A 23,774-nucleotide genomic window follows, 5' to 3' on the forward strand; every position below is an offset into this window, starting at 1 on the left:
GGGACGGAGAAGGTTAGGTTGGCCGGGCGTTGGTTGTCCCGGTGAGATGGTTGAGGCGGTTCCCTTTGGCAAATCCGGGGGAGCAACGTTGAGACCAAGGACGAGTCCTTTTGGACAAAGCAACTGATATCACGCTTCCAGGAAAAGCTCCTAAGCTTCAGCTTACGCAGACCGTACCGTAATCCGACACAGGTGGGCAGGATGAGAATTCTCAGGCGCTTGAGAGAACTTGGGTGAAGGAACTAGGCAAAATAGCACCGTAACTTCGGGAGAAGGTGCGCCCTCCATGGTTAATAGCTGAGGGGGGCCGCAGTGACCAGGCCGCTGCGACTGTTTATCAAAAACACAGCACTCTGCAAACACGAAAGTGGACGTATAGGGTGTGACGCCTGCCCGGTGCTGGAAGGTTAATTGATGGGGTCAGCCGCAAGGTGAAGCTCTTGATCGAAGCCCCAGTAAACGGCGGCCGTAACTATAACGGTCCTAAGGTAGCGAAATTCCTTGTCGGGTAAGTTCCGACCTGCACGAATGGCGTAACGACAGCGGCGCTGTCTCCACCCAAGACTCAGTGAAATTGAAATCGCTGTGAAGATGCAGCGTTCCCGCGGCAAGACGGAAAGACCCCGTGAACCTTTACTATAGCTTTACATTGAACGTTGAGTTCGTCTGTGTAGGATAGGTGGGAGCCTTTGAAGCGATGGCGCTAGCTGTCGTGGAGGCAACCTTGAAATACCACCCTGATGTGCTTGACGTTCTAACCTGGGCCCGTAATCCGGGTCGGGGACCATGTATGGTGGGTAGTTTGACTGGGGCGGTCTCCTCCTAAAGAGTAACGGAGGAGCACGAAGGTACGCTCAGCGCGGTCGGACATCGCGCACTGTGTGCAAAGGCATAAGCGTGCTTGACTGCAAGATCGACGGATCAAGCAGGTACGAAAGTAGGTCTTAGTGATCCGGTGGTTCTGTATGGAAGGGCCATCGCTCAACGGATAAAAGGTACTCCGGGGATAACAGGCTGATACCGCCCAAGAGTTCATATCGACGGCGGTGTTTGGCACCTCGATGTCGGCTCATCACATCCTGGGGCTGTAGTCGGTCCCAAGGGTATGGCTGTTCGCCATTTAAAGTGGTACGCGAGCTGGGTTCAGAACGTCGTGAGACAGTTCGGTCCCTATCTGTCGTGGGCGTTGGAGATTTGAGAGGGGCTGCTCCTAGTACGAGAGGACCGGAGTGGACGAACCTCTGGTGTTCCGGTTGTCACGCCAGTGGCACTGCCGGGTAGCTACGTTCGGAAGCGATAACCGCTGAAAGCATCTAAGCGGGAAGCGCGCCTCAAGATGAGATCTCCCGGGGCACAAGCCCCCTAAAGGAACCATCAAGACTAGGTGGTTGATAGGCAGGGTGTGTAAGCGCAGCAATGCGTTGAGCTAACCTGTACTAATGATCCGTGTGGCTTGACCATATAACCTCAAGTTGCCTTAACCTCGACGACACGTCGACGTTCGGCACAACCTCGTTACGTCCCAAGACCCAATGAGAGCGTGAGCGCTACTTCTTTCTTGAAGCCAGCGACCCTCCACCCTCTCCCTGGTGATAATAGCTGCGTGGAACCACCCGATCCCATACCGAACTCGGAAGTGAAACGCGCATGCGCCGATGGTAGTGTGCATTTAGCATGCGAGAGTAGGTCATCGCCAGGGTCTTTACCCAAACCCCGCAGCTCAGGCTGCGGGGTTTTCTTTTGTCTTTTGAAAAATGGACGAAGGCGTGATTTTATTTGCCTTGACTTTTTCTGGACCTTCTACAACCCTAGCCTTTGCACGGTCACTTCGATCGCGATACGCAAGGAGACGGTCATGCCCGACCCGAAAAACGAGCAGGTTGCCGAGAGTCGGCCTGCCGACCCGCCTCCCTCGAAACCAGACGAAGGCTTGAAATTCAACATGCCTTTTCATGGTGGCACCCTGAGTGGCGGCGCTCGGGAACTTGAGCCCGGCGTATATCTGGGTAACACCGACTATCTCTTCAGGAATGGCGATCTTCTCGGTGGTCAGTTCAGACTGAGCACCAACCCGGGCTTTGCATTTGATCAATACGGATTCAACGGAAAATTCGGAGTGGGTGGCGGTAGCCTCAAATTCGACGCCGAAGGATTGCCGCAGAGTGAGACATTCAAATTCGGTACGGGTTTGCAATTCGCCAACGGCAATTTGCTGAATGCTGATTGGATGAGAACGCCGGGCGGGCAAATCTACGGTACCGATGGCACGTTCAAGCTCGGCCAAGCAGGCAACGGCACCGCAAACTTCCGTGTCGACGAACCGGCGAACACCGCCGCATTCAATACCAAGCTGAAGTTCAACGAGGATTACAGCCTCAACGGCGACTGGACCCGCACGGCCGCCGGACAACTCTACGGCGCCGATGGCACGTTCAAGCTCGGCAAAGAAGGCAACGGCACCGCAAACTTCCGTGTCGACGAACCGGCGAACACCGCCGCATTCAACACCAAACTGAAGTTCAACGAGGATTACAGCCTCAACGGTGACTGGACCCGCACGGACGCCGGACAGCTCTATGGCGCCGATGGCACGTTCAAGCTCGGCCAAGCAGGCAACGGCACCGCAAACTTCCGTGTCGACGAACCGGCGAACACCGCCGTGTTCAACACCAAGCTGAAATTCAACGAGGACTACAGCCTCAACGGCGACTGGACCCGCACGGCCGCAGGACAACTCTACGGCGCCGATGGCACGTTCAAGCTCGGCAAAGAAGGCAACGGCACCGCCAATTTCCGCGTCGACGAACCCGCGAATACCGCTGCATTCAATACCAAACTGAAGTTCAACGAGGATTACAGCCTCAATGGCGACTGGACCCGCACGGCCGCCGGACAACTCTACGGCGCCGATGGCACGTTCAAGCTCGGCCAAACAGGCAGCGGCACCGCCAATTTCCGCGTCGACGAACCCGCGAATACCGCTGCATTCAATACCAAGCTGAAGTTCAATGAGGATTACAGCCTCAACGGCGACTGGACCCGCACGGCCGCCGGACAACTCTACGGCGCCGATGGCACGTTCAAGCTCGGCAAGGAAGGCAACGGCACCGCCAATTTCCGCGTCGACGAACCCGCGAATACCGCTGCATTCAATACCAAGCTGAAGTTCAATGAGGATTACAGCCTCAACGGCGACTGGACCCGCTCGGCCGCCGGACAACTCTACGGCGCCGATGGCACGTTCAAGCTCGGCAAAGAAGGCAATGGTACCGTCAGCTTCCGCGTCGACGAACCCAATGGCACATCGCTGTTCAATACGAAACTCAAATTCGATGAGAGCACGCTCTTCAACGCCGATCTCACCAATACGAAGAACGGCAGGATCTATGGGGCGGATGGCACCTTCGGCTTCGGCAACGGCGATAAAGGAACTGCCGGCTTTCGCGTAGATGAGCCTGCCAATACCTCATCGATGAAGACAAGGCTGGAGTTTGCGAACGGAAGCCTGTTGAATTTCGATCTTGCGAGATCTCCCAGCGGTAGTACCTATGGTGCGGACGGCGCATTCGGCCTTGCGCAGAACGGTAAAGGCCTTGCAAGCTTCCGTATCGACGAACCCAACCAGAGCTCGAACTACAAGCTCGGTGCCAGTTTCGATAATGGCACGGCATTCAATGCGCAGCTGATGAAGGATCGCTTGGGGACTTCGTTCGGATTCGATGGCAAGTTCGATTTCGACAAGGGCGCGGGTTCCGTCATGCTTGACGGAAAATTCGGTCCTCGCCTCGATATGGGGGCGTCCGTCAACTACAAGAATGAGTATCTCGAATACAGCGGACATGTCCGCGCGAACAATGAGTTCGGGCCGTTCAAAGTGTCCGAATTCGGTGCGAAAGTCTCAACCGTCGGCAACGAACGCTATAAATTCAGCGCCGAAGCCGGTTATCGTCCGGAGAACAACGAGTACTACGGCAGGGTCGGGATCACCATACAGCTTGGTGGTGGCCATTCAAGACCCTCTCGCCCGATTACCCGTACTGAGCCAGGCTTCGATTCGGAACGCTCGATCGACGATGCTGCGGGCATGTCCAAGGAAAAACAGCCGACGTTGCTGCGCCCGGAAAACAAAGGGCTTTACGACCAGGCGGTTTCGGGAGTGGAGAAGCTCAATGCCAGCGGTGCGAAATTGCCTGTCGGCGAGACTGCGGCCAGCCTGACGGTGTTGGCCAAAGACAATGGCATGCAGAGTATCCAGTACGTCGCACTCGGCAATCCGACGTCCGGAGGACAGCAGAATCTGTTCATTGGCGATGGTGATCCAAGCAATCCCGCAGCGAAGAAAGCTTTCATCGACAGGGCGCAGGCCGCGACCACGCCGATGCAGGAAAGCCTGCAAAAGATAGGGACGACGCCTGCGCAGAGCGATTCGCCATCGCTCGATCAACCGCAATTTTCGGCACAGAAACGCAGCGCGATGTGAATCGGTCGTATTGTAAAAAAGCCCGGAATTTCCGGGCTTTTCATTGTCGTCACGGGTAGCGGCGTCAGAGGTTCTGGTAGTTCGGCCCCGAGCCGCCTTCCGGCGTGACCCAGTCGATGATCTGATACGGGTCCTTGATGTCGCACGTCTTGCAGTGCACGCAGTTGGCGGCATTGATCTGCAGTCGTTTACCGGCTTCGTCATCGATGATTTCGTATACGCCCGCCGGGCAGAACCGTGTGCACGGGTTGCCGTATTCTTCCGCGCATGCGGTCACGCAGACCGAAGTATCGCGCACGCGCAGATGCACGGGTTGGTCTTCATCGTGCTCGGTCGCTGCGAAATAGACCGAAGCCAGACGGTCACGCGGCGCGAGCGTGCGATCGACATAGTCCCGTTTCGGTTGTTCGCACGTGCCGAGCTTGTCGAGCGACGACCAATCTGCCTTGTTTTTCAGGGTCCATGGCGATGCGCCGCCGGTGATGGTTTCCCATGCGGCGTTGAGCATGCCGAACCACAGGCCGCGCTTGAAACCAGGTTTGATGTTGCGGACTTTTTTCAGTTCGATCATCGCATCGGAGGCACGCAGTTTTGCGTCGAAGCCTTCCGGCGCCAGCGACGACGCGACCAGGTGTTCGGCGGCGAGCATGCCGGAACGGATCGCCTGATGCGTGCCCTTGACCTTCGGCACATTGAGCAGGCCGGCGGTGTCGCCGATCAACAAGGCGCCAGGCATTTCGACCTTGGGCAGCGATTGCCAGCCGCCGGTGACGATCGCGCGCGCGCCCGCGGAAACGATGCTGCCGCCATCGAGCAGTGGCTTGATCATCGGGTGGTTCTTCCACTGCTGGAAGGCTTCCCATGGCTTGTAGTCCGGGTCGCTGTAATCGAGGCCGCTGACGTAACCCAGTGCGATCCGGCCCTTGTCCAGGTGGTACAGGAAGCTGCCGCCGTAGATCTTGTTGTCGGCCGGCCAACCGAAACTGTGCACGATCCTGCCCGGCGTGACGCGGTCTTCCGGTACCTGCCACAGCTCCTTGATGCCGATCGAATACCCCTGTGGATCGCTGTTCGCATCGAGCTTGAAGCGTTCGATCAGACGTTTGGTCAGATGGCCGCGCGCGCCCTCGGCGAGGACGGTGACCTTGGCGCGGATATCGATGCCGGCGGCGAACCCCGGTTTGTGCGAGCCGTCTTTCGCCACGCCCATATCGCCGATGCGCACGCCGACGACTTTGCCTGCCTCGTCGTACAGCGTTTCCGCGGCGGCGAAGCCCGGGTAGATTTCGACACCCAGCGCTTCGGCCTGCGGCGCCATCCACGCGCACATTGCACCGAGCGAGACGATCACGTTGCCGTGGTTGTTCATGCCCGGCGGCACCGGCAGCTTGCGTCCGCCGGTTTTGCTGAGCAGCCAGAATTCGTCGTCGGTCGCCGGCACGCAGACCGGTGGCGGATGGTCGCGCCAGGCCGGCAGCAATTTGTCGAGTGGGCCGGTTTCGATGACTGCGCCGGAAAGAATGTGCGCGCCGATGGTCGAGGCCTTTTCGATCACACAGACGGTGATCTCGGGATCGAGCTGTTTGAGCCGGATAGCGAACGCCAACCCTGCCGGGCCCGCGCCGACGGTGACGACGTCGTACTCCATCACGTCGCGCTCGATGTCGGCGTGTGCGGTCTCGGTCATGGGCCTGCTCCAGCGAAGATCCAAGGATTTTCCGGGTTTGCGGCGGCCGGAGCAAATCGGCAGGATGCGCCGATGCTTTCATCGATCGGATTGCAGCGCATCGACCTGGCCGGCGCCGAGCTCGGGCTGGACCCGGCGTGGCTGTCGTGTGTGGAAGCCGATGCGTTGTTCGACGCACTGCTGACCGGAGTGGCCTGGGAGGTGCATCGGATCCGCATGTTCGGTCGGGAGGTCGATTCGCCACGGCTGAGCTGTTGGATCGGCGACCCGGGAGCGGCTTATACCTATTCGCGCACACGGTTCGACCCTCATCCTTGGTCACCCGCCTTGCGGTCGATTCGTACACGTTTGCGCGATATGCTGGGCATCGACTTCAACAGCGTGCTCGCCAATCGCTATCGCGATGGGCGCGATGCCATGGGCTGGCACAGCGACGATGAGCCTGAATTGGGGCTGCGGCCGGTGATCGCTTCGATCAGTCTTGGCGCGACGCGGCGTTTCGGGCTGAAACCGCGTGTCGAGGGAGGTCGCCGGCTGGCGCTCGATCTGCCCCACGGGAGTCTGCTGGTGATGGGGGGCGACACCCAGACCCGCTATCGGCACGCCTTGCCGCGCACCGCCCGCGCGGTCGGTGAACGGATCAATCTTACGTTCCGGCGAATTCGGTTGTCGCGCTGACGATTTGCGTCACAAGCTGTTGATTTCAATTGGTTTTCAATACGAATTTCGCCCGACGGAACCTGTCGTCGGTTTAGCCCGAGCTTGTGCGCAAGCCTCTGAAATCGCTACAATCGGCGGTTCACACACAACAGTCGGACGGCCTTGGGCCGCCGGGAGCGCTATGGCCCGCATCACCGTGGAAGATTGTCTGGAAGTCGTCGACAACCGTTTCGAGCTCGTCATGATGGCCGCCAAGCGCGCCCGCCAGCTCGCCAACGGGGTCGACCCGCAGATCGACAACAGCGAGGCCAACGACAAGCCGACCGTGCTGGCGCTGCGCGAGATCGCTGCCCGCCGCATCGACAACGGCTATATCGACGCCGTCGAAAAATCCGAGCGCGAGCGCAAAGAGCGCGAAGCGCTGGAATGGGCCGCTGCAGAAGTGGTCTCCGACGACGATCTGTCGAAAGGCGACGATATCTGATTCGCCATCACGGGTACGAAACCCGTTCCCGCGTCGCTGATGAAACCCCGCTCCGGCGGGGTTTCTTTTTTTCGGGAATATGGTCGTGGGCATGGCCTCCCCGTCTCCCCATTCTTCGCGTTTGCCCTTAGTCTGGCGCCATGAGTCAACTCGAGCCGATCCTTGCCGGCCCAACGCCCGCGCCCGACGCGGAGATGCCGGATTATGTCCGCAAGCTGGAGGCGGTGGCCGGCTATTTGCCCGAAAACCAGCGCGCGACCCTGATCCGGGCATGGCGTATCGGCGCTGCGGCGCATTCCGGCCAGACCCGAAAGTCCGGCGAGCCTTACATCACCCATCCGGTGGCTGCCGCGACGATCCTGGCGGAGCAGGGCGTCGATATCGAAACCCTGGTCGCGGCGATCCTGCACGACACCATCGAAGACACGCCGCTGACCCGAGAAGAGATCGCGGCCGATTTCGGCCAGACCGTCGCCGAGTTGGTGGAGGGCGTCACCAAGCTCGACAAGCTGCAGTTCCAGGATCGTCAGGAAGCCGCTGCGGAAAGTTTTCGCAAGATGATGCTGGCGATGGCGCGCGATCTGCGCGTGATCCTGATCAAGCTCGCGGACAGATTGCACAATATGCGCACGCTCGGCGCGCAGAGCCCGGAGGCGCGGACGCGCATTGCGCGCGAGACATTGGAAATCTACGCGCCGATCGCGCAGCGCCTGGGCATGAACCTGATGAAAGCCGAGCTGCAGGACCTCGGTTTCCGGGCCATGTATCCGTGGCGGCATGCCGTGATGGTCCGATGCATCCGCACCCAGCCGATGGTGCGTCGAGAGGCATTGGCCAAGATCGAGGCGCAGCTCGCGCAGCGGTTGAGCAAGGAAGGCTTCCAGTTCCGACTGGTGAGCCGGGTGAAATCGCCGTGGAGCATCTATACCAAGCTGCGCGCCGAAGGAAAGAGTTTCGCCCAGGTGATGGATATGTTCGGATTCCGCCTGGTCGTGCGTTCGGTGCCGGAGTGCTATCACGCGCTGGGCGTGGTGCATTCGGTGTTCAAGCCGGTCGATGGGCGGTTTCGGGATTTCGTCGCGATTCCCAAGGCCAACGGCTACCAGTCGCTGCACACGGTGTTGTTCGGGCCGTACGGCTCGCCGATCGAAGTGCAGATCCGCACCGAGGAAATGGATCTCATCGCCGAACGCGGCATCGCCGCGCACTGGTCGTACAAACACGGCGGCGAGGCCAGCGGCGCGCAGAACCGCGCGCAATCCTGGGTGGCGAGCCTGATCGAATCGCAGCGCACCACCGGTTCATCGCTGGAATTCCTGGAAAACGTCAAGATCGACCTGTTTCCCGACGAGGTGTATCTGTTCACGCCGAAGGGCGACATCATGGCCTTGCCGCGCAATGCGACGACCCTCGATTTCGCCTATGGCGTGCATACCGACGTGGGTAATCGCGCGGTCGCGGCACGCATCGACAAAAAGCTGGTGCCGTTGCGCACCAAGCTCGCCAGCGGCCAGAGCGTGGAGATCATCACCGCGAAATCGGCGGCGCCGAAACCGCAGTGGCTGGAATTCGTGGTCACCGGCAAGGCGCGTACCGCAATCCGGCATCAGCTCAAGCATCTCGAACATGAGGATGCGGTGCAGTTGGGCCATCGCATGCTGGATCGCGCGCTCGAAGGCCTCGATACCTCGCTCGACCGTCTCCCGCAGGCGCGGTTGGAGGCCTATCTCGCCGACCATCGCTACCCGCGGCTGGAGGCGCTGCTCGCGGACATCGCACTGGGCAACCGCATGCCGACCCAGGTGGCGCAGGTGCTGGCGCATCGGGTGCCGGACAAGCGCGATATCGTCGATATCGCGATCGGCGGCGCGCATCAGGGCGAGAAGATCCTGATCACCGGTGCCGAGCGCGGCGTGGTGACGTTCGCCAACTGCTGCATGCCGATTCCCGGCGACGATGTGATGGGCTATCACACCGCTGGCCGCGGCATCGTCGTGCATCGCATGGATTGCGCCAATGTCGCCGAATACCGCAAATCGCCGGAGCGCTGGATCGCCATCGGCTGGGACCGCCAGGTCAGCGGCGATTTCAACGTGGCGCTGCGGGTGCAGGTTGAAAATCGTCCCGGCGTGCTGGCCCAGGTCGCCGCCGCCATCGCCCAGGCCGACTCGAATATCGATTCGGTGGAATACCTCGATCGCGACAACAATGTCGCCGTGATCCGTTTCGGTATCGAGGTCAGCGATCGCGTCCATCTGGCCGAAGTGATCCGCCGCGTGCGCCGGCTCGGCGTGGTGCATGGGGTGCAGCGGATGTAGGGTGGGCCTTGGCCCATCATTACGGTGTTTCTGGTCGATACGAATCGTGATCGGGTTGCTTCGATCAGCTTGCGATGCAAACGGAACGGTCACAATGTCGGGCCAAGGCCCGACCTACAACGCTAAACTACGAAATTCTTCCATTATTCGAGTGCTTACCATGCCCCGCGAACCGATCAATTCCCCCAGCGCGCCCGCCGCCATCGGCCCGTATTCACAAGCCACCCGCGCCAATGGCATGGTGTTCCTGTCCGGGCAGATTCCGCTGGATCCGAATTCCGGTCTGATCGTCGAAGGCGATATCTCCGAACAGGCGCGGCAGGCGTTCGCGAATCTGCGCGCGGTCTGCGAAGCTGCTGGCGGTTCGTTCGACGACATTGTCCGCGTCGGGCTGTATCTCACCGATCTTTCCGAATTCGCAGCGGTGAACGCGGCGATGGAAGCGGTGTTCGATGCGCCTTATCCCGCACGCTCGACGATCCAGGTGTCGGCACTGCCGCGCGGCGCTAAATTCGAGGTCGATGCGATCATGGTGCTGCGCTGAGCGCATGCCGCCCAGCCTGCGCGGCAGCGGATGATGTCGAGTCGCGATGCCGATGATGTCGCCGCGCAGCCGCTGACCCGACTCAGCGGTGTCGGCGATGTCGTTGCCGAAAAGCTTGCCGCGCGCGGGCTGTCGACGCTGCAGGATCTGTGGTTCCATCTGCCGCGCCAATATGAAGATCGCACCGTACTGACTCCGATCCGTGCCCTGCAATCCGGTCTGCCGGCGCAGGTGGAAGGTACGGTTGAAGCGGCCGAGCGCAGTTTCCGCGGCCGACCGATGCTGCGCGTCGCCATCGGCGACGGTTCGTATTCGACGCTGGTGCTGCGGTTCTTCCATTTCCGTTCGCAACAGGTCGCGCAATTCGCGCCGGGCTCGCGGGTGCGCGTCTATGGCACGCCGCGCCCGGGACAGCATGGGCTGGAAATCGTGCATCCGAGCTATCGCATCCTCGGCGTTGCTGCCGATGCTGGCGATCCCGCATTGAGCGATCGGCTCGATCCGATCTATCCCGCGATCGAAGGCGTGGGCCCGGCGGTGCTGCGCAAATTGATCGCCCAGGCGCTGCAGCGTTTGCCTGACGAGCGCGCGCTGGAACTCCTGCCGGCCGATGTGCTCCTGCGCGAACCGCTTTGCGCAGGGCTGCCGTCGCTGCGCGAGGCGTTGCTGACGTTGCATCGCCCGCCGCAGGGCAGCGATCTGCAGGCGCTGTTGGCGGGCACGCATCCGGCGCAGCGGCGGCTCGCGCTGGAAGAACTGCTCGCGCATCACCTCAGCCTGCGCAGGCAGCGCATCGCGATGCACGCGCACACAGCCCCTGCGCTGCGTGGCGGCAAACGCGTGGCGTCGCTGCGCAAGGCGCTGCCGTTCGCATTGACCAAGGCCCAGCAGCGCGTATTCGCCGAGATCCGCGACGACCTCGCCAAGCCCGTGCCGATGCTGCGACTGGTGCAGGGCGATGTCGGCAGCGGCAAGACCGTGGTTGCGGCGCTGGCGGCGATGCTGGCCATCGAGGAAGGCCGGCAGGCGGCGCTGATGGCGCCGACCGAGCTGCTCGCCGAACAGCATCTGGCCAATCTGCGCGGCTGGCTTGAACCGCTTGGCGTGCGCGTGGTGTGGCTGGCCGGCAAGGTCACCGGCAAGGCCCGCGAAGCGGCGCTCGCCGAGATCGCCAGCGGCGCCGCGCAACTGGTCGTCGGCACCCACGCGCTGATGCAGGAAGGCGTGACGTTCCGCGACCTTGCGCTCGCCATCGTCGACGAGCAGCACCGCTTCGGCGTGCACCAACGTCTCGCGCTGCGCGACAAGGGCAGCGCCGGTACGAACGTGCCGCACCAGCTGGTGATGACGGCGACACCGATTCCACGCACCTTGGCGATGGCCGCGTACGCCGACCTTGATGTTTCGGCCATCGACGAACTGCCGCCGGGACGCACGCCGGTGCAGACGGTGGTGCTGAGCGCTGAACGCCGGCCGGAGTTGATCGAACGCATCCGCAGCGCCTGCGCGGAAGGCCGTCAGGCATATTGGGTATGCACGCTGATCGACGACAGCGACGAAGTCGTCGCGCAGGCGGCGCAGAGCACGTTCGAAGCGCTCACCGAACAGATCCCGGAACTGCGGATCGCGCTCGTGCATGGGCGTATGAAGGCCGGCGAGAAGCAGAAGACGATGGCCGCGTTCAAGGCCGGCGAGGTGCAGCTGCTGGTGGCGACGACGGTGATCGAAGTCGGCGTGGATGTGCCCAATGCATCGTTGATGATCATCGAGAACGCCGAGCGACTGGGGCTCGCGCAGCTGCATCAGCTGCGCGGCCGGGTCGGGCGCGGCAGCACGGCGTCGAGCTGCGTGTTGCTCTATCAGGCGCCGCTGTCGCAGATGGCGCGGCAGCGCCTGGCGACGATGCGCGAAACCAACGACGGTTTCGTCATCGCGGAACGGGATCTGCAGTTGCGCGGGCCGGGCGAATTGCTCGGTACCCGCCAGACCGGCATCGCCGCATTCCGCATCGCCGACCTCGGCCGCGACGCTGCGCTGCTGCCGACAGTCCAGCGCATCGGCGAGGCGTTGATGTCGTCATCGCCGGATCTTGCGGAACGCGTCACCGAGCGCTGGATCGGCGGCGCCGCGCGCTATGCGAGCGCCTGACCGGCGTCAGCAGAGGCTGTCATCGTCCTCACCGGACCCTGGGCAATAGATATCGTGCAGGGTCTGGATGAGCTTGTGCACCGGTCCCTCGGTGACGGAGTAATAGACGTTCTGCGATTCGCGCCGTGTCCGCACCCAGCCACCCTCGCGCAGCACAGCGAGATGCTGCGATAGCGCCGACTGGCTCAGCTCGATTTCGGCGTTGATCTCGCCCACGGTCTTTTCGCTGTCGATCAGCATGCACATCACCCGCAGCCGCTGCGGGTTCGACAACGCCTTCAGCAGCTCTGCGGCCTGTTCCGCTTGCGCCTGCATCTGTGTGCCCAGCAGCGTCTGGCCCGGTTTCTTGCGCGATGTGGCTGCGGCCATGATCAGCCGCCCTCCACGGTGCCGCCGTCCGCAGTCCATTGCAGATAGCCACCGGCCAGCGACAGCGGGTGATCGAAACCCAGCCGCTTGAGCGCTTCGGCCGCCAGCGCCGAACGTCCCCCGGTGCGGCAGTAGAGGATCACCGGCTCGCGGCGGTGCGACAGGTGCGGGTCGGTCCTGAAGTTCAGGGCGGGGTGGCCGTCGACCTGGAATTCCAGCACGCCGCGCGGAATGTTCACCGCGCCCGGCAGGTGTCCCGCCGCGAATTCCTCCGGTTCGCGCACATCGACGACCGGGATGCCGCTGGCCTGCATGGCGAGGAGACGACTGGCATCGATCTCCTCGATCACGGCCCGCGCTTGGGCGACCAGATCCTGGGCGGTGTACGTCATGGGCGGCTCCTCGAACGGTGGTTGACAGTCTAGCAAAGTCTAATTAAGATAATTCTAAATTAGAAAACAATCAACAATATCGATACCCGGGAGGGGCCATGAGCAGCATCATCGTGATCGGAGCGGGTCTTGCAGGAATGAGCGCAGCGTACGAGCTGCGGGACATTCTCGGAAAAGGGCATGAGATCACCGTGATCGGTGATGGCGACAGCTTCAGCTTCACCCCCTCCAATCCGTGGGTGGCGGTCGGCTGGCGAAAAACCGACGACATCACGCTCAAAGCCGAAGCGCCCCTGGGCAAGAAGGGCATCGGCTTCCGCAACGATGGCGTCGCACGCATCGAGGCCGATGCCCATCGCGTGCATACCGGCGGCGGTGAAACCCTCGCCTACGACTATCTGTTGATCTGCACCGGGCCGAAGCTCGCCTTCGACGAAGTGCCCGGCAGCGGTCCGAACGGCGGTCATACGCAATCGGTCTGCACAACGCCGCACGCGCTGCATGCCTGGGAGGCGTATCAGGAATTCCTGAAAACGCCAGGCCCGATCGTGGTGGGCGCGATGGCCGGCGCCAGCTGCTTCGGCCCGGCCTACGAATTCGCGATGATCCTCGACGCAGATCTGCGCAAACGCAGGCTGCGCGACAAGGTGCCGATGACCTTCGTCACCAGCGAGCCTTACATCGGCCATATGGGCCTCGGTGGTGTCGGCGATTCCAAAGGCTTGATGGAATCGGAAATGCGCCAGCGCCACATCAAGTGGATCACGAACGCGAAGGTCAAGGATGTGGCCGCCGGCGAGATGCATGTCGTCGAACACGACGACAGCGCGCAGCCGGTGAAAGAACATGCGTTGAAGTTCTCCTATTCGATGATGCTGCCTGCGTTCCGTGGCGTGGATGCGGTGGCGGCGGTCGAAGGCCTGTGCAATCCGCGCGGCTTCGTGCTGGTGGATGCGCACCAGCGCAGCCCGAAATTCCCGAAAATCTTCGCGGCCGGGGTCTGCGTGGCGATTCCGCCGGTCGAAGTCACACCGATCCCGACCGGTGCGCCCAAGACAGGTTTCATGATCGAGTCCATGGTCACGACCATCGTGCGCAATATCGCAGCCGAGTTGAAAGGCGCGCCCGCGACGTTCGAGGGCACCTGGAATGCGGTCTGCCTCGCCGATATGGGCGACACCGGCATGGCCTTCGTCGCGCTGCCGCAGATCCCGCCGCGCAATGTCACCTGGACCAAGGCCGGCAAATGGGTGCATCTGGCCAAGGTCGCGTTCGAGAAATACTTCCTCTACAAGATGCGCAACGGCACCAGCGAGCCGATCTACGAGAAATACGTGCTCAGCGCCCTCGGCATCGAACGATTGAAATGACTTTCCGAATCACTTCTGGAGCATAGACATGAATCTCGACCGTGCCGTGATGGCGTTCGCCGGCGTGATGATCCTGATCAGCATCGCGCTGACCCATTTCGTTTCGCCATGGTTCTGGCTGTTCACCGCGTTCATCGGCGTGAACCTGCTGCAGGCCAGCTTCACCGGATTCTGCCCGGCAGCCATCATTTTCAAGAAATTCGGAGTGGGCGGCGGATGCGCGTTCAAATGATCCATTCGTTGCGCCTGTTCGCGGGGGCATCGCTTGTCCTGGCGCTGGCGGCCTGTGGCAGCGACGAAGCCGCGCGCGAAAGCGCGCCGTTGCCGAAGCTGGACACGTTCACCGTGGCGGTAGGCGACGCGCAGGCGGGCCGCAGTTGGGATGGCGTGGTCGAAGCCGTGCGCGAAGCGGTGCTGTCGGCGCAGACCAGCGGCCGGGTGACTGCGGTCGATGTCGATGTGAACGATCGGGTTGTCGCCGGACAGACGCTGCTGCGCCTGTCCGTGGTCGAGCAACAGGCGGGCGTGGATGCCGCGCGTGCGCAGCTGCGCGCGGCGGAGGCCTCCGCAGTCGAAGCCGAACGCAACTACCAGCGTTTCGCATCGCTGGTGAAAGACAACTACGTCTCGCGCGCGCAGCTCGACCAGGCGCGCGCCGGACGCGATGCCGCGAACGCAGCGCGCGACGCAGCGCGTGCGCAACTGGCATCGGCCGGGCAGGGCGCCGAGTACACCATGGTGCGTGCGCCTTATGCCGGCATCATCGCGGCGCGCAACGTCGAGCCGGGCGAAGCGGTCGGACCGGGCCAGGCGCTGTTGACGGTCTATGCGCCGGACGATCTGCGCATCGAAGTGCGGGTGCCGCAGTCCGATGCCGAGGCGATCCGCGTTCAACCGGGTGCCCGGGTGATCTTCGACGGCGGTGCTTCGATCGATGCGCGCCAAGTGGTGGTCTACCCCAGCGCCGATCCGCTCAGTCACAGTGTCGCGGTGCGCGTGCTGCTGCCGCCGATGCAGACGCCGGTGGCGCCGGGCACGACCGCAAGGGTCGTGTTCCCGATCCACGGCAGCGACAAGCTTCTGCGTATTCCCGAAGCCGCGATCGTCCGCCGTGGCGAACTCACCGGCGCATATGTACTGAAAGACGGCACGCTGACGTTGCGTCAGTTGCGTCTCGGTGCGAGTACCGGCGAGACCGTCGAAGCGCTCGCAGGCCTGCGTCCGGGCGATGTCGTGGCCAGCGATCCGGAAGCCGCGCTGCAGGCGCTGATCCGCCAGCGCGAAACCAGTGGTGCCGGTCATGGCTGAAACCGCATCGCCCCGGCTCGGATTCTCCGGTCGCATCGCCAGGACCTTCCAGGCGAATCCACTGACGCCGATCCTGGCCTTGATGGGCCTGATGCTCGGCCTGGTCGCGGTGCTGATCACGCCGCGCGAGGAAGAGCCGCAGATCGACGTGACCATGGCCAACGTGTTCGTGCCGTTCCCCGGCGCGAGTGCGCGCGATGTCGAACAACTGGTGAGCTATCCGCTGGAACAGAAACTCTCGGAGATCGAAGGCGTCAAGCACGTCTACTCGATCAGCCGTCCGGGCATGGCGGTGCTGACGGTGGAATACACCGTCGGCATCGAGCGCCAGCCGGCGATCGTGCGTCTCTACAACCAGGTCTTTTCAAACGCGGACTGGATGCCGCAGGGCGTCGGCATCGGTCAACCGCTGATCAAGCCGAAGGGCATCGACGATGTGCCGGTCATGGCGCTCACGCTGTGGTCGGACGATCCGGCGACCGGTATCGAATCACTGGGCGCGGTTGCGCGCACACTGGAAACCGAAATCAAGCGCACGCCGGGAACGCGCGATGTCTACACCATCGGCGCACCGGATCGGGTGGTCGCGGTGACGCTGGACCCGGCCCGTCTTGCCGCGTTCGGGATGACCGTCGGCGAGGTCGCACAGTCGCTGCAGGCGGCGAACGTGGTGCAGCACGTCGGCGAACGCGTCGGCGGGAATCTCGCCACGCCGGTGACCGCGGGCCGTTTCCTCGCGAGCCGCGACGAGGTCGCCGAATTGATCCTCGGCGTGCACGCCGGAAAACCGGTGAAGCTGGCCGATGTCGCCGAGGTGCGCGCAGGCATCGATGTGCCATCGAGTTATGTCTGGCACGGTGCGCCTGCAGGCATGCCGGGGCCGAAGGCGGGCATCGCGCCCGCGCTCACGATCGCCGTGGCCAAGAAGCCCGGCAGCAACGCCGCCGACATCACGGCATCGGTCGCCGAACGCATCGAGCAACTGCGTGGCGAACTCATTCCCGAGGGCATGCACGTCGAAGTCGTTCGCGACTACGGCCAGACCGCGACCGACAAGGCGCAGAAACTGATCCAGAAGCTGTTCTTCGCGACCATGTCGGTGGTGTTGCTGGTGCTGTTCGCGCTGGGCAAGCGCGAAGCGGTGGTGGTGGGTGCGGCGGTGGTGCTGACGCTGGCGCTGACCCTGTTCGCATCCTGGGCGATGGGCTTCACGCTCAACCGCGTGTCGCTGTTCGCGCTGATCTTCTCGATCGGCATTCTCGTCGACGATGCCATCGTGGTGGTCGAGAACATCCACCGGCACATGGCGCGCGGCGGCAAGACCTTGCGCGAAGCCATCCCGCCTGCGGTCGACGAAGTGGGCGGCCCGACCATCCTCGCCACGTTCACGGTGATCGCCGCGCTGCTGCCGATGGCCTTCGTCAGCGGCCTGATGGGCCCCTACATGCGGCCGATCCCGATCAACGCATCGGTGGGCATGGTGCTGTCGCTGGCGATCGCGTTGATCGTGACGCCGTGGCTGTCGCTGAAGCTGCTCAAGCCGCATGTCGAACATGCCGGAGACAAGGGCCCCAGCCGTCTGCACCGGCTGTTCGGACGGGCCATGACGCCTTTCCTGGACGCCGATGAGAGCGACGGCAAACGCGCGTCGCGCCGACGCCTCGCGCTGTTCGGCGGGATGGCGGTGCTGGTGGCGCTGGCCGCGAGTCTTGCCGTGGTGCAACTGGTGGTGCTGAAGATGCTGCCGTTCGACAACAAATCCGAATTGCAGGTCGTCGTGGACATGCCGGAAGGCAGCACGCTGGAAACCACCAACGCGCTGTTGGCCGACCTGGCCACGACCGCGTCGATGTTTCCGGAGGTGCAGAGTTTCCAGGGCTACGCGGGCACGTCGGCACCGATCAATTTCAACGGTCTGGTGCGCCAGTATTTCCTGCGTCGCGGCGCAAATGTCGGCGATCTGCAGGTGAATCTGGTCGACAAGCATCATCGCGATCGCAAGAGCCACGATATCGCCCGCGCGATGCGGCCGAAGCTGGATGCAGTGGGCAAGCGGTATGGTGCTTCGGTGAAAGTGGTCGAAGTGCCGCCCGGTCCGCCGGTGCTGTCGCCGCTGGTGGCGGAAGTCTACGGGCCGGACTATGCGCACAGTCGCGACGTGGCGCTGGCGCTGGAGCAGAGGCTGCGCAAGACCGACGGCATCGTCGATATCGATACCACGGTCGAGACGCCATCGCCGCGAGAAGTGCTGGTGGTGGATCGCGAACGCGCGACACGCCTCGGGATCGCGCAGTCGACCATCGTGAACACACTGGCCGCCGCGGTCGGCGGCTACGACGCGACCTATGTGCAGGATGGCGCGTCGCGTTATCCGAAGCCGGTGCGGCTGCGCACGCCGATCGCCGAACAGTCAGGACTCGATCGCCTGCTCGCGCTGTCGGTGAAGGGCGGCCAAGGGCAGGCGGTCGCGCTGTCCGAGGTGGTCAAGGTGGAGCGCACGCCGTGGGACGGCGCGATCCATCACAAGGATCTGCTGCCGGTGGTGTACGTGATGGGCGATGAAGCCGGGGAACTCGACAGTCCGCTCTACGGCATGTTCGATATCGTCGGGCAGGTGTCCGACAACGAGATCGATGGTCGAAAACTCGCGCAGTTCTTCATCCGCCAGCCCGCCGAAACCGCCGGTCATGCGATCAAGTGGGACGGCGAGTGGCAGATCACCTACGAAACCTTCCGCGACATGGGCATCGCCTATGCCGCGGGGCTGGTGCTGATCTATCTGCTGATCGTCGCCCAGTTCCGCAGTTACCTGGTGCCGCTGGTGATCATGGCGCCGATCCCGATGACCGTGATCGGGGTGATGCCGGGCCATGCGTTGCTCGGCGCGCAGTTCACCGCGACCTCGATGATCGGCATGATCGCGCTGGCCGGCATCATCGTGCGCAATTCCATTCTGCTGGTGGACTTCATCAACCAGTCGGTCGCGGAAGGTCGGGAGCTGCGCGAGGCGGTGATCGACGCCTGCGCGGTGCGCGCGCAGCCGATCGTGCTGACCGCCGCTGCGGCGATGCTGGGCGCGTTCTTCATCCTCGACGATCCGATCTTCAACGGGCTCGCGGTGTCGCTGATCTTCGGTATCCTCGTGAGCACGGTGCTCACGCTGATCGTGATTCCGCTGCTTTATTTCACGCTGTTGCAGTCCAAGGCCCGGCAAGCCGCCGCGCAGGAGTTGACCCCATGAGCGATTCCCCCGAGATCCGTATCGTGCTCGAACAGGAAGGCCCTTATGCCTTCAAGGTGAATTTCGAGGGTGCCGATTTCGATGCCTTGCATACCGATGAGCCTGCGCCGCTGGGCGCCGGCAGCGGGCCGAACCCCTCCGCGCTGCTGCTGACCGGTCTGGCCAACTGTCTCAGCGCGAGTCTGCTGTTCGCGCTGCGGAAATTTCAAGAACGCCCCGGGTCCTATCCGCGCCGAAATCGTGGCGAAGAAAGAGCGCAACGCCGAAGGTCGTTGGCGCATTCCGCGCGCCGAAGTCACCATCCGGCTGTCGGACAAGGCCGATGCGTTCGAACATCTCGGTCGCGTCGTCGCCCAGTTCGAGGAATTCTGCATCGTCACGCAAAGCGTGCGCGCGGGCATCGATGTCGGGGTGCGGATCCTCGATGCCGACGGTGTGGTGCTGCAGCCTGCCGGGTAACGGCTTCGCGACTGCCGATGGGTCCGATGGCGCTTCGGCGCTACAGGTGCCGCGACAGGCTCCGGGCGATTTCGTCGAGCTGTCGCCGGTCGGTTCTGCGACCGAAAATGCCGAAGGTCCGCGACAGCAGCCGCGTTCCGAAGCCGATCTGATCGCCGCTTTTGCGCGGAATGCAGTGCAGATGGAGATGCGGTACGTGCTGATTCGCGGCCACGCCATCGTTCAGGAGCAGATTGCCGCCCTTGGCTGCGTATCCCGCCTTCTCCTGCGCGGCCATCACGCGTGCCGCCAGACGCATCAGCCCGGATCGTGCGTCGTCGTCGAGCTGGTCGAGATGGGCGAGATGCGTTCTCGGCACGATCAACGCGTGCCCCTGCCGGATGGGATGGATATCCATGAACACCAGCCAGCGTTCGTCGCGATGGACGATGCTCGCGGACAGGCGTTCTTCGCAGATGTCGCAGAAAATGCAGGCGGGCTTCGGTGTCGGGTTCATGCGTGGTCTCGTGCGTTCGTCGGGGACATCGGCGATGGCTGCTTCCCGTCGACGCAGGTGTGCATCCGTGGCTCCGGTGGTTTGGAACGGACCTTGCGTGGCGCTGGCGTGGCCATGTTCCGCAAGCGCTCCGCGAGTTGTCCGTAGTCGGTCTTGCCGTTCGCGTTGAGAGGCAGTTCGCCGACGCAATGGATGTCGGAGGGCACCATGTAAGCCGGGAGGCTGGATTTCATCGCGGCGACCAGCGCGCCCTTCGATGCTTCGGCGGCGACGACGAACGCGGCGATCCCCGCGAGCGGCTGCCCTTCGCCCGAAGAGACGGCGAGTGCAGCGACTTCGCTGGTCCCACACGCCTCGCGCAACAGCGATTCGACTTCCTGCAGCTCGATGCGATAGCCGCGCAGCTTGATCTGACGATCCGCGCGCCCCCGGAAATGCGCCACGCCGGCGGCGTCCAGCATCGCGAGATCGCCGGTGCGATACCAGCGGGTGCAGCGCTTTCCGGCAAGACCGCGCTCGACGAAGCGCTGCTGCGTCTGTGCGTCGTCCTGCCAATAGCCGAACGCGAGCTGGTCGCCGCCAAGATGCAGTTCGCCGGTCTGCCCATCGGCGCAAAGCGCGCCATCGCTGTCGAGAATGGCGATGTCCATGTTCGGAAACGGGGTGCCGATCGGGACGACAGCGTCGTGTGCGCCCGCCGTTTCGATGCGGTGCGCTGTGCAGGCGATGGTGGCTTCGGTCGGCCCGTAGAGATTCTCGCTGCGCGCATGGGGCGCGGCCAGCAGCCACTGGCGCGCCAGTGCGCCGGGCAGCGCTTCGCCGCAGAACAGTGCGAGTCCGAGCGTCGGCAGGCAGTCGGGCTTGAGCAGGCGATAGCGTTGCAGCGTCGCAAGCATCGAAGGCACCGAAAACCACACGGTCAACCGGTGCCGGTTGACGAACTCGACGGGCAACAGCAGTTCCTTCTTCGGAATGCAGTACAGGCACGCGCCTGCGGCCCAGGTCACGAACAGATCGTGCATCGCCAGATCGAAGGTGGGTTCGAAAAACTGCGAGCACCGCTGGTGTTCATCCATCTCCGGATAACGGGCCAGGGTTGCATCGATGTAGGCGCACAGCGCGGCATGGCCGACCGCGACGCCCTTGGGTTGGCCGGTGCTGCCGGAGGTGAAGAGCAGATAGGCGACGGGCCGCGCCTCGTGTGCGCGCGAATCGAATGCCGATGCGTCTGCCGCGCACCGAAGGTTCGTATCCGGCGCCACGATGGCGTATCGGTGCTGCGGTGGCGGCGCGGGATACGCATCCAGCGACGTCGATTCCGGAAACAGGACGCACATCGGATGTGCTGTCGCCGCCAGCAGGGCCTGGAGTCGTTCTTCGCTGCCGCGATCGCAGATCAGCACCGACGGCATGGTTCTCGACAGGATGTTGGCCATCCGCGCGGTCGGAAAACTGGCGCCCAGCGGGACATGGATCTTGCCCGCCAGCATGCAGGCGAGGGGCGCGCAATACGCGGTCAGACTGCGCTCGCCGAGCGTGGCGCAGAGCGCGCCCTCCATCCCGCGCAATGCGTCGGCCAGCCTGGCGACATGCTCGCCCAATTCGCGATAACGATAGGTTCGACCATCCAGCCAAAGCGCCGGACGCTCCGGAAAGCGCTGGACGGAACGCATGAACCCGCTGGCGGCATTGCGGAAATCCGCCATCACGCCGCCTGCAGCTGGTGCTGCCCGACAAAGGCGCGGATCAGGTCCGCAATGCGCGTTTCGTAGTAATGGCTGAAGTGATCGCCATCGTCGTCGAGATGCAGTTGTCCGTTGCGCAGGCCACCGTGCAACGCCCGGCCGATGTCCGGATGCGTCACGACATCGTGTTCGCCCACGTAGACGAGTACGGGTTGCTCGACGTCGTGCGTCCAGGCATCCGGCCGCTCCGAAAAAAGCGTATGCATCATGTTGGCGTAGCGATAGAGCGATTGCGGCGTCCTGAACGGCATGCTGGTCATGTACAGCAGGTAGGGGTCGGTACTGGTCAGGATGTTGTTGAGCATCTTGTTGTCGTTCGCATCCGAGCCGGCCGCGCCATAGATCAGCTCGCAGTATTTCTCCGCCATCCGGTAGTTGCCGGAAACTTTCTGGAACAACGAACGGATGCCGGTTTCGAAGCGCGTGACGCGGACCTGCTCGGATGGGGAAATCGATACGCCCGGATTCATGACGACGCCCGCATCGATACGGGTCGGGAAAGCCGCCATCGCGCGCAGCGTCACCTGGGCGCCGCTGCTCCAGCCGGCCATGTTGAACGATTCGATGCCCAGTGCGTTCGCGATGTCGATCGCATCCTGGGCATGGATCATCGAACTGCAGTCGCGCCCGTCGAAGGGGTGGGAAGCGCTCGGAACCCAGCGGCACTCCCACGTCACCACGTGGAAATCGTCTTTCAGTCGTTGCGTCAGCGGCCACATGAATTCGGCCGGCATGCCGTATGCGTTGGCCAGTATCAGGGTCGGCAAGGCGGGATTGCCGGCACTGAACGCCTTCAACGCCAATCCGTCGCGACTCACCACGGTTTGCAGTCTGAAGCCGATGCCGCCTGCTTCCTCCTGCTTCAGTTCCTGCATGAAGGCCGATAGATAAAGATCGACATCGTTCCAGTCGACCTGGTTCTGGGGCGGCGCTTTGCGCGCGAAATGCTTGTCGGCGTTGTAGTAACCGGCGTAGAAACGGGTGCGTTTGTCGAACAGCTTCTGAAGCGGCCCGATTTCGAGCGCGCGTTCCGATACGAAGGCGAGACGGTTCGCCCCGGTCTTGCTGTCGATCATCGCGATCAGTTTCGGCAGGCTCACGCCTTCGGGGTTGCTGAGATGGAAAAAGCGCTGTTCGCCGAACCCTTGCGCGGACAGCGCCAGCATGTCGTGCACGCATTCGTCGACCGGCGTGAGATTGGCGGTCGCGCGCGGATGGCCGACCAGTTCCAGCGGATGCTTGAGTTTGTTCAGTGTTTCGCGAAGGCGATGCACTTCTTTTGCGAGGCCATAGACGCCGAAGCGGGTGGTGCCGCTGTGGTGGCTTGCGCGCGGGCCCATGACGATGGTCGGCCGCAATATCCGGTAACTCAACCCGTTCGTTTCGCAGAAAGAGGCGACCAGGTTTTCGGCGCGGTTCTTGCTCTCTTCGTAGGCATTGTTGTATTCCCGCTCCGGGTCGTGGAGCTTTTCCTCGATTTCGCCCTGCGCCTTGCCCACGCTGTATGCGGTCGAGATATGCACGAATTCCGGAGGCGCAACCGCCGTCGCCGCATCCTCGGCGCAAACAGCGCGGAACAGGTCCAGCATGTGCCCGGCGCCATCGATGTTCTGGCTGAAGATCTCCTTGCGGTGCCGGTCCTCGAACTTCAGGCTTGCGGCGCAATGCCAGAACTCGCGGATGTCGGCGTTGCGCAGAGCCCTGATCGCGGTTTCGTCCACGCCGCACAGCGGTTGGGTGATGTCGCCGACCATAACGCTCAAGCGGGCATCGAGAAGATCCACCGGGAGCGCCATGCCATAGGACGCAGCGCACTCGGCAAGATGCGCATACAGACGCGCGCGTGCCTGTTTTTCGGATTCTCCCCTGACCAATGCGAAAACGCGACCCGGCCATGCGATGCGTTGGAGCAGGTAATGTCCGCCCAGAAAACCCGTGGCGCCTGTCAGGACGATATTTTTCGGGTTGTCCGTGAGGATCGGGTGTTGTGCGTTGCGCGTTTCGATGTGCTTCACTGCAGTGATTCCTTTCTCTTGGGTGATCCGGCGACGACATCGCCGCAGTCATCGCCGG

The 23,774-nt window shown here is 62.8% G+C and carries 16 protein-coding genes, 2 rRNA genes and 1 pseudogene (1 of these 19 only partly in view); 13 read left to right on the top strand and 6 right to left on the bottom strand.

Features of this window, described 5'->3' with window-relative positions; genetic code table 11:
• The 3 genes from HOP03_12340 to HOP03_12350 all read left to right on the top strand — a co-directional run.
• A 23S ribosomal RNA gene (locus tag HOP03_12340) occupies positions 1-1,470 on the top strand (it extends 1,408 nt beyond the left edge of the window).
• A gap of 115 nt (positions 1,471-1,585) precedes the next feature.
• Positions 1,586-1,699, top strand: a 5S ribosomal RNA gene (rrf, locus tag HOP03_12345).
• 156 nt (positions 1,700-1,855) lie between these two features.
• The gene (locus tag HOP03_12350; protein NOT88958.1) at positions 1,856-4,480 is read left to right on the top strand and encodes a hypothetical protein; all 2,625 of its coding nucleotides are present in this window, start codon (positions 1,856-1,858) and stop codon (positions 4,478-4,480) included.
• A 64-nt stretch (positions 4,481-4,544) separates the two neighbouring features.
• Here the strand turns inward: HOP03_12350 and HOP03_12355 are convergent, their stop codons facing one another.
• Entirely contained in the window at positions 4,545-6,167 is a 1,623-nt protein-coding gene (locus HOP03_12355) for an electron transfer flavoprotein-ubiquinone oxidoreductase (protein ID NOT88959.1), read from the bottom strand.
• A 72-nt stretch (positions 6,168-6,239) separates the two neighbouring features.
• Here HOP03_12355 and HOP03_12360 point away from each other — a divergent pair, with 72 nt between their 5' ends.
• The 5 genes from HOP03_12360 to recG all read left to right on the top strand — a co-directional run bounded on the left by HOP03_12360 (position 6,240) and on the right by recG (position 12,321).
• A complete protein-coding gene (locus HOP03_12360; GenBank protein ID NOT88960.1) occupies positions 6,240-6,845 on the top strand; it encodes an alpha-ketoglutarate-dependent dioxygenase AlkB in 606 nt (201 codons plus the stop codon).
• A gap of 163 nt (positions 6,846-7,008) precedes the next feature.
• On the top strand, positions 7,009-7,311 hold the full coding sequence (gene rpoZ / locus HOP03_12365; GenBank protein NOT88961.1) for a DNA-directed RNA polymerase subunit omega: 303 nt from the start codon (positions 7,009-7,011) through the stop codon (positions 7,309-7,311).
• Positions 7,312-7,451: 140 nt separating this feature from the next.
• Positions 7,452-9,629: a bifunctional (p)ppGpp synthetase/guanosine-3',5'-bis(diphosphate) 3'-pyrophosphohydrolase gene (locus HOP03_12370; GenBank protein NOT88962.1), complete on the top strand. Its 2,178-nt coding sequence runs from the start codon at positions 7,452-7,454 to the stop codon at positions 9,627-9,629.
• Positions 9,630-9,789: 160 nt separating this feature from the next.
• Positions 9,790-10,173, top strand: a complete 384-nt coding sequence (locus HOP03_12375) for a RidA family protein (protein ID NOT88963.1) — start codon at positions 9,790-9,792, stop codon at positions 10,171-10,173.
• 30 nt (positions 10,174-10,203) lie between these two features.
• On the top strand, positions 10,204-12,321 hold the full coding sequence (recG, locus tag HOP03_12380) for an ATP-dependent DNA helicase RecG (protein ID NOT88964.1): 2,118 nt from the start codon (positions 10,204-10,206) through the stop codon (positions 12,319-12,321).
• Positions 12,322-12,327: 6 nt separating this feature from the next.
• On the opposite strand, the gene HOP03_12385 is transcribed toward recG, so the two are convergent.
• A complete protein-coding gene (locus HOP03_12385) occupies positions 12,328-12,636 on the bottom strand; it encodes a helix-turn-helix transcriptional regulator (GenBank protein ID NOT88965.1) in 309 nt (102 codons plus the stop codon).
• A 56-nt stretch (positions 12,637-12,692) separates the two neighbouring features.
• Positions 12,693-13,082 carry a rhodanese-like domain-containing protein gene (locus HOP03_12390; protein NOT88966.1) on the bottom strand — a complete coding sequence of 130 codons (390 nt, stop codon included), beginning with the start codon at positions 13,080-13,082 and terminating at the stop codon, positions 12,693-12,695.
• Between the two features lie 98 nt (positions 13,083-13,180).
• Between HOP03_12390 and HOP03_12395 the strand changes: the two genes are divergently transcribed.
• The 5 genes and pseudogenes from HOP03_12395 to HOP03_12415 all read left to right on the top strand — a co-directional run bounded on the left by HOP03_12395 (position 13,181) and on the right by HOP03_12415 (position 19,460).
• Positions 13,181-14,452 (top strand): NAD(P)/FAD-dependent oxidoreductase, encoded by a 1,272-nt coding sequence (locus tag HOP03_12395; protein NOT88967.1) that lies wholly within the window; start codon positions 13,181-13,183, stop codon positions 14,450-14,452.
• A 28-nt stretch (positions 14,453-14,480) separates the two neighbouring features.
• Positions 14,481-14,684: a DUF2892 domain-containing protein gene (locus HOP03_12400; protein ID NOT88968.1), complete on the top strand. Its 204-nt coding sequence runs from the start codon at positions 14,481-14,483 to the stop codon at positions 14,682-14,684.
• Entirely contained in the window at positions 14,669-15,760 is a 1,092-nt protein-coding gene (locus tag HOP03_12405; GenBank protein ID NOT88969.1) for an efflux RND transporter periplasmic adaptor subunit, read from the top strand. Before HOP03_12400 ends, HOP03_12405 begins: the two co-directional genes overlap by 16 nt.
• Positions 15,753-19,001 carry an efflux RND transporter permease subunit gene (locus HOP03_12410; GenBank protein NOT88970.1) on the top strand — a complete coding sequence of 1,083 codons (3,249 nt, stop codon included), beginning with the start codon at positions 15,753-15,755 and terminating at the stop codon, positions 18,999-19,001. Before HOP03_12405 ends, HOP03_12410 begins: the two co-directional genes overlap by 8 nt.
• Positions 18,998-19,460 (top strand): annotated as a pseudogene (locus tag HOP03_12415) (OsmC family protein). Before HOP03_12410 ends, HOP03_12415 begins: the two are co-directional and overlap by 4 nt.
• Positions 19,461-19,500: 40 nt before the next feature.
• Here HOP03_12415 and HOP03_12420 read toward each other — a convergent pair.
• From HOP03_12420 to HOP03_12430, 3 genes are read right to left on the bottom strand one after another with little or no spacing between them, the layout of a single operon-like run.
• Positions 19,501-19,956 (bottom strand): HIT family protein, encoded by a 456-nt coding sequence (locus HOP03_12420; protein NOT88971.1) that lies wholly within the window; start codon positions 19,954-19,956, stop codon positions 19,501-19,503.
• Positions 19,953-21,662 carry an amino acid adenylation domain-containing protein gene (locus HOP03_12425; protein NOT88972.1) on the bottom strand — a complete coding sequence of 570 codons (1,710 nt, stop codon included), beginning with the start codon at positions 21,660-21,662 and terminating at the stop codon, positions 19,953-19,955. The genes HOP03_12420 and HOP03_12425 overlap by 4 nt, the downstream gene beginning before the upstream one ends.
• On the bottom strand, positions 21,662-23,716 hold the full coding sequence (locus HOP03_12430; protein ID NOT88973.1) for an alpha/beta fold hydrolase: 2,055 nt from the start codon (positions 23,714-23,716) through the stop codon (positions 21,662-21,664). The genes HOP03_12425 and HOP03_12430 overlap by 1 nt, the downstream gene beginning before the upstream one ends.
• Positions 23,717-23,774 lie beyond the last annotated feature (58 nt).

The sequence above is a fragment of the Lysobacter sp. genome (assembly GCA_013141175.1).
Taxonomy (GTDB): Bacteria; Pseudomonadota; Gammaproteobacteria; order Xanthomonadales; family Xanthomonadaceae; genus Lysobacter_I.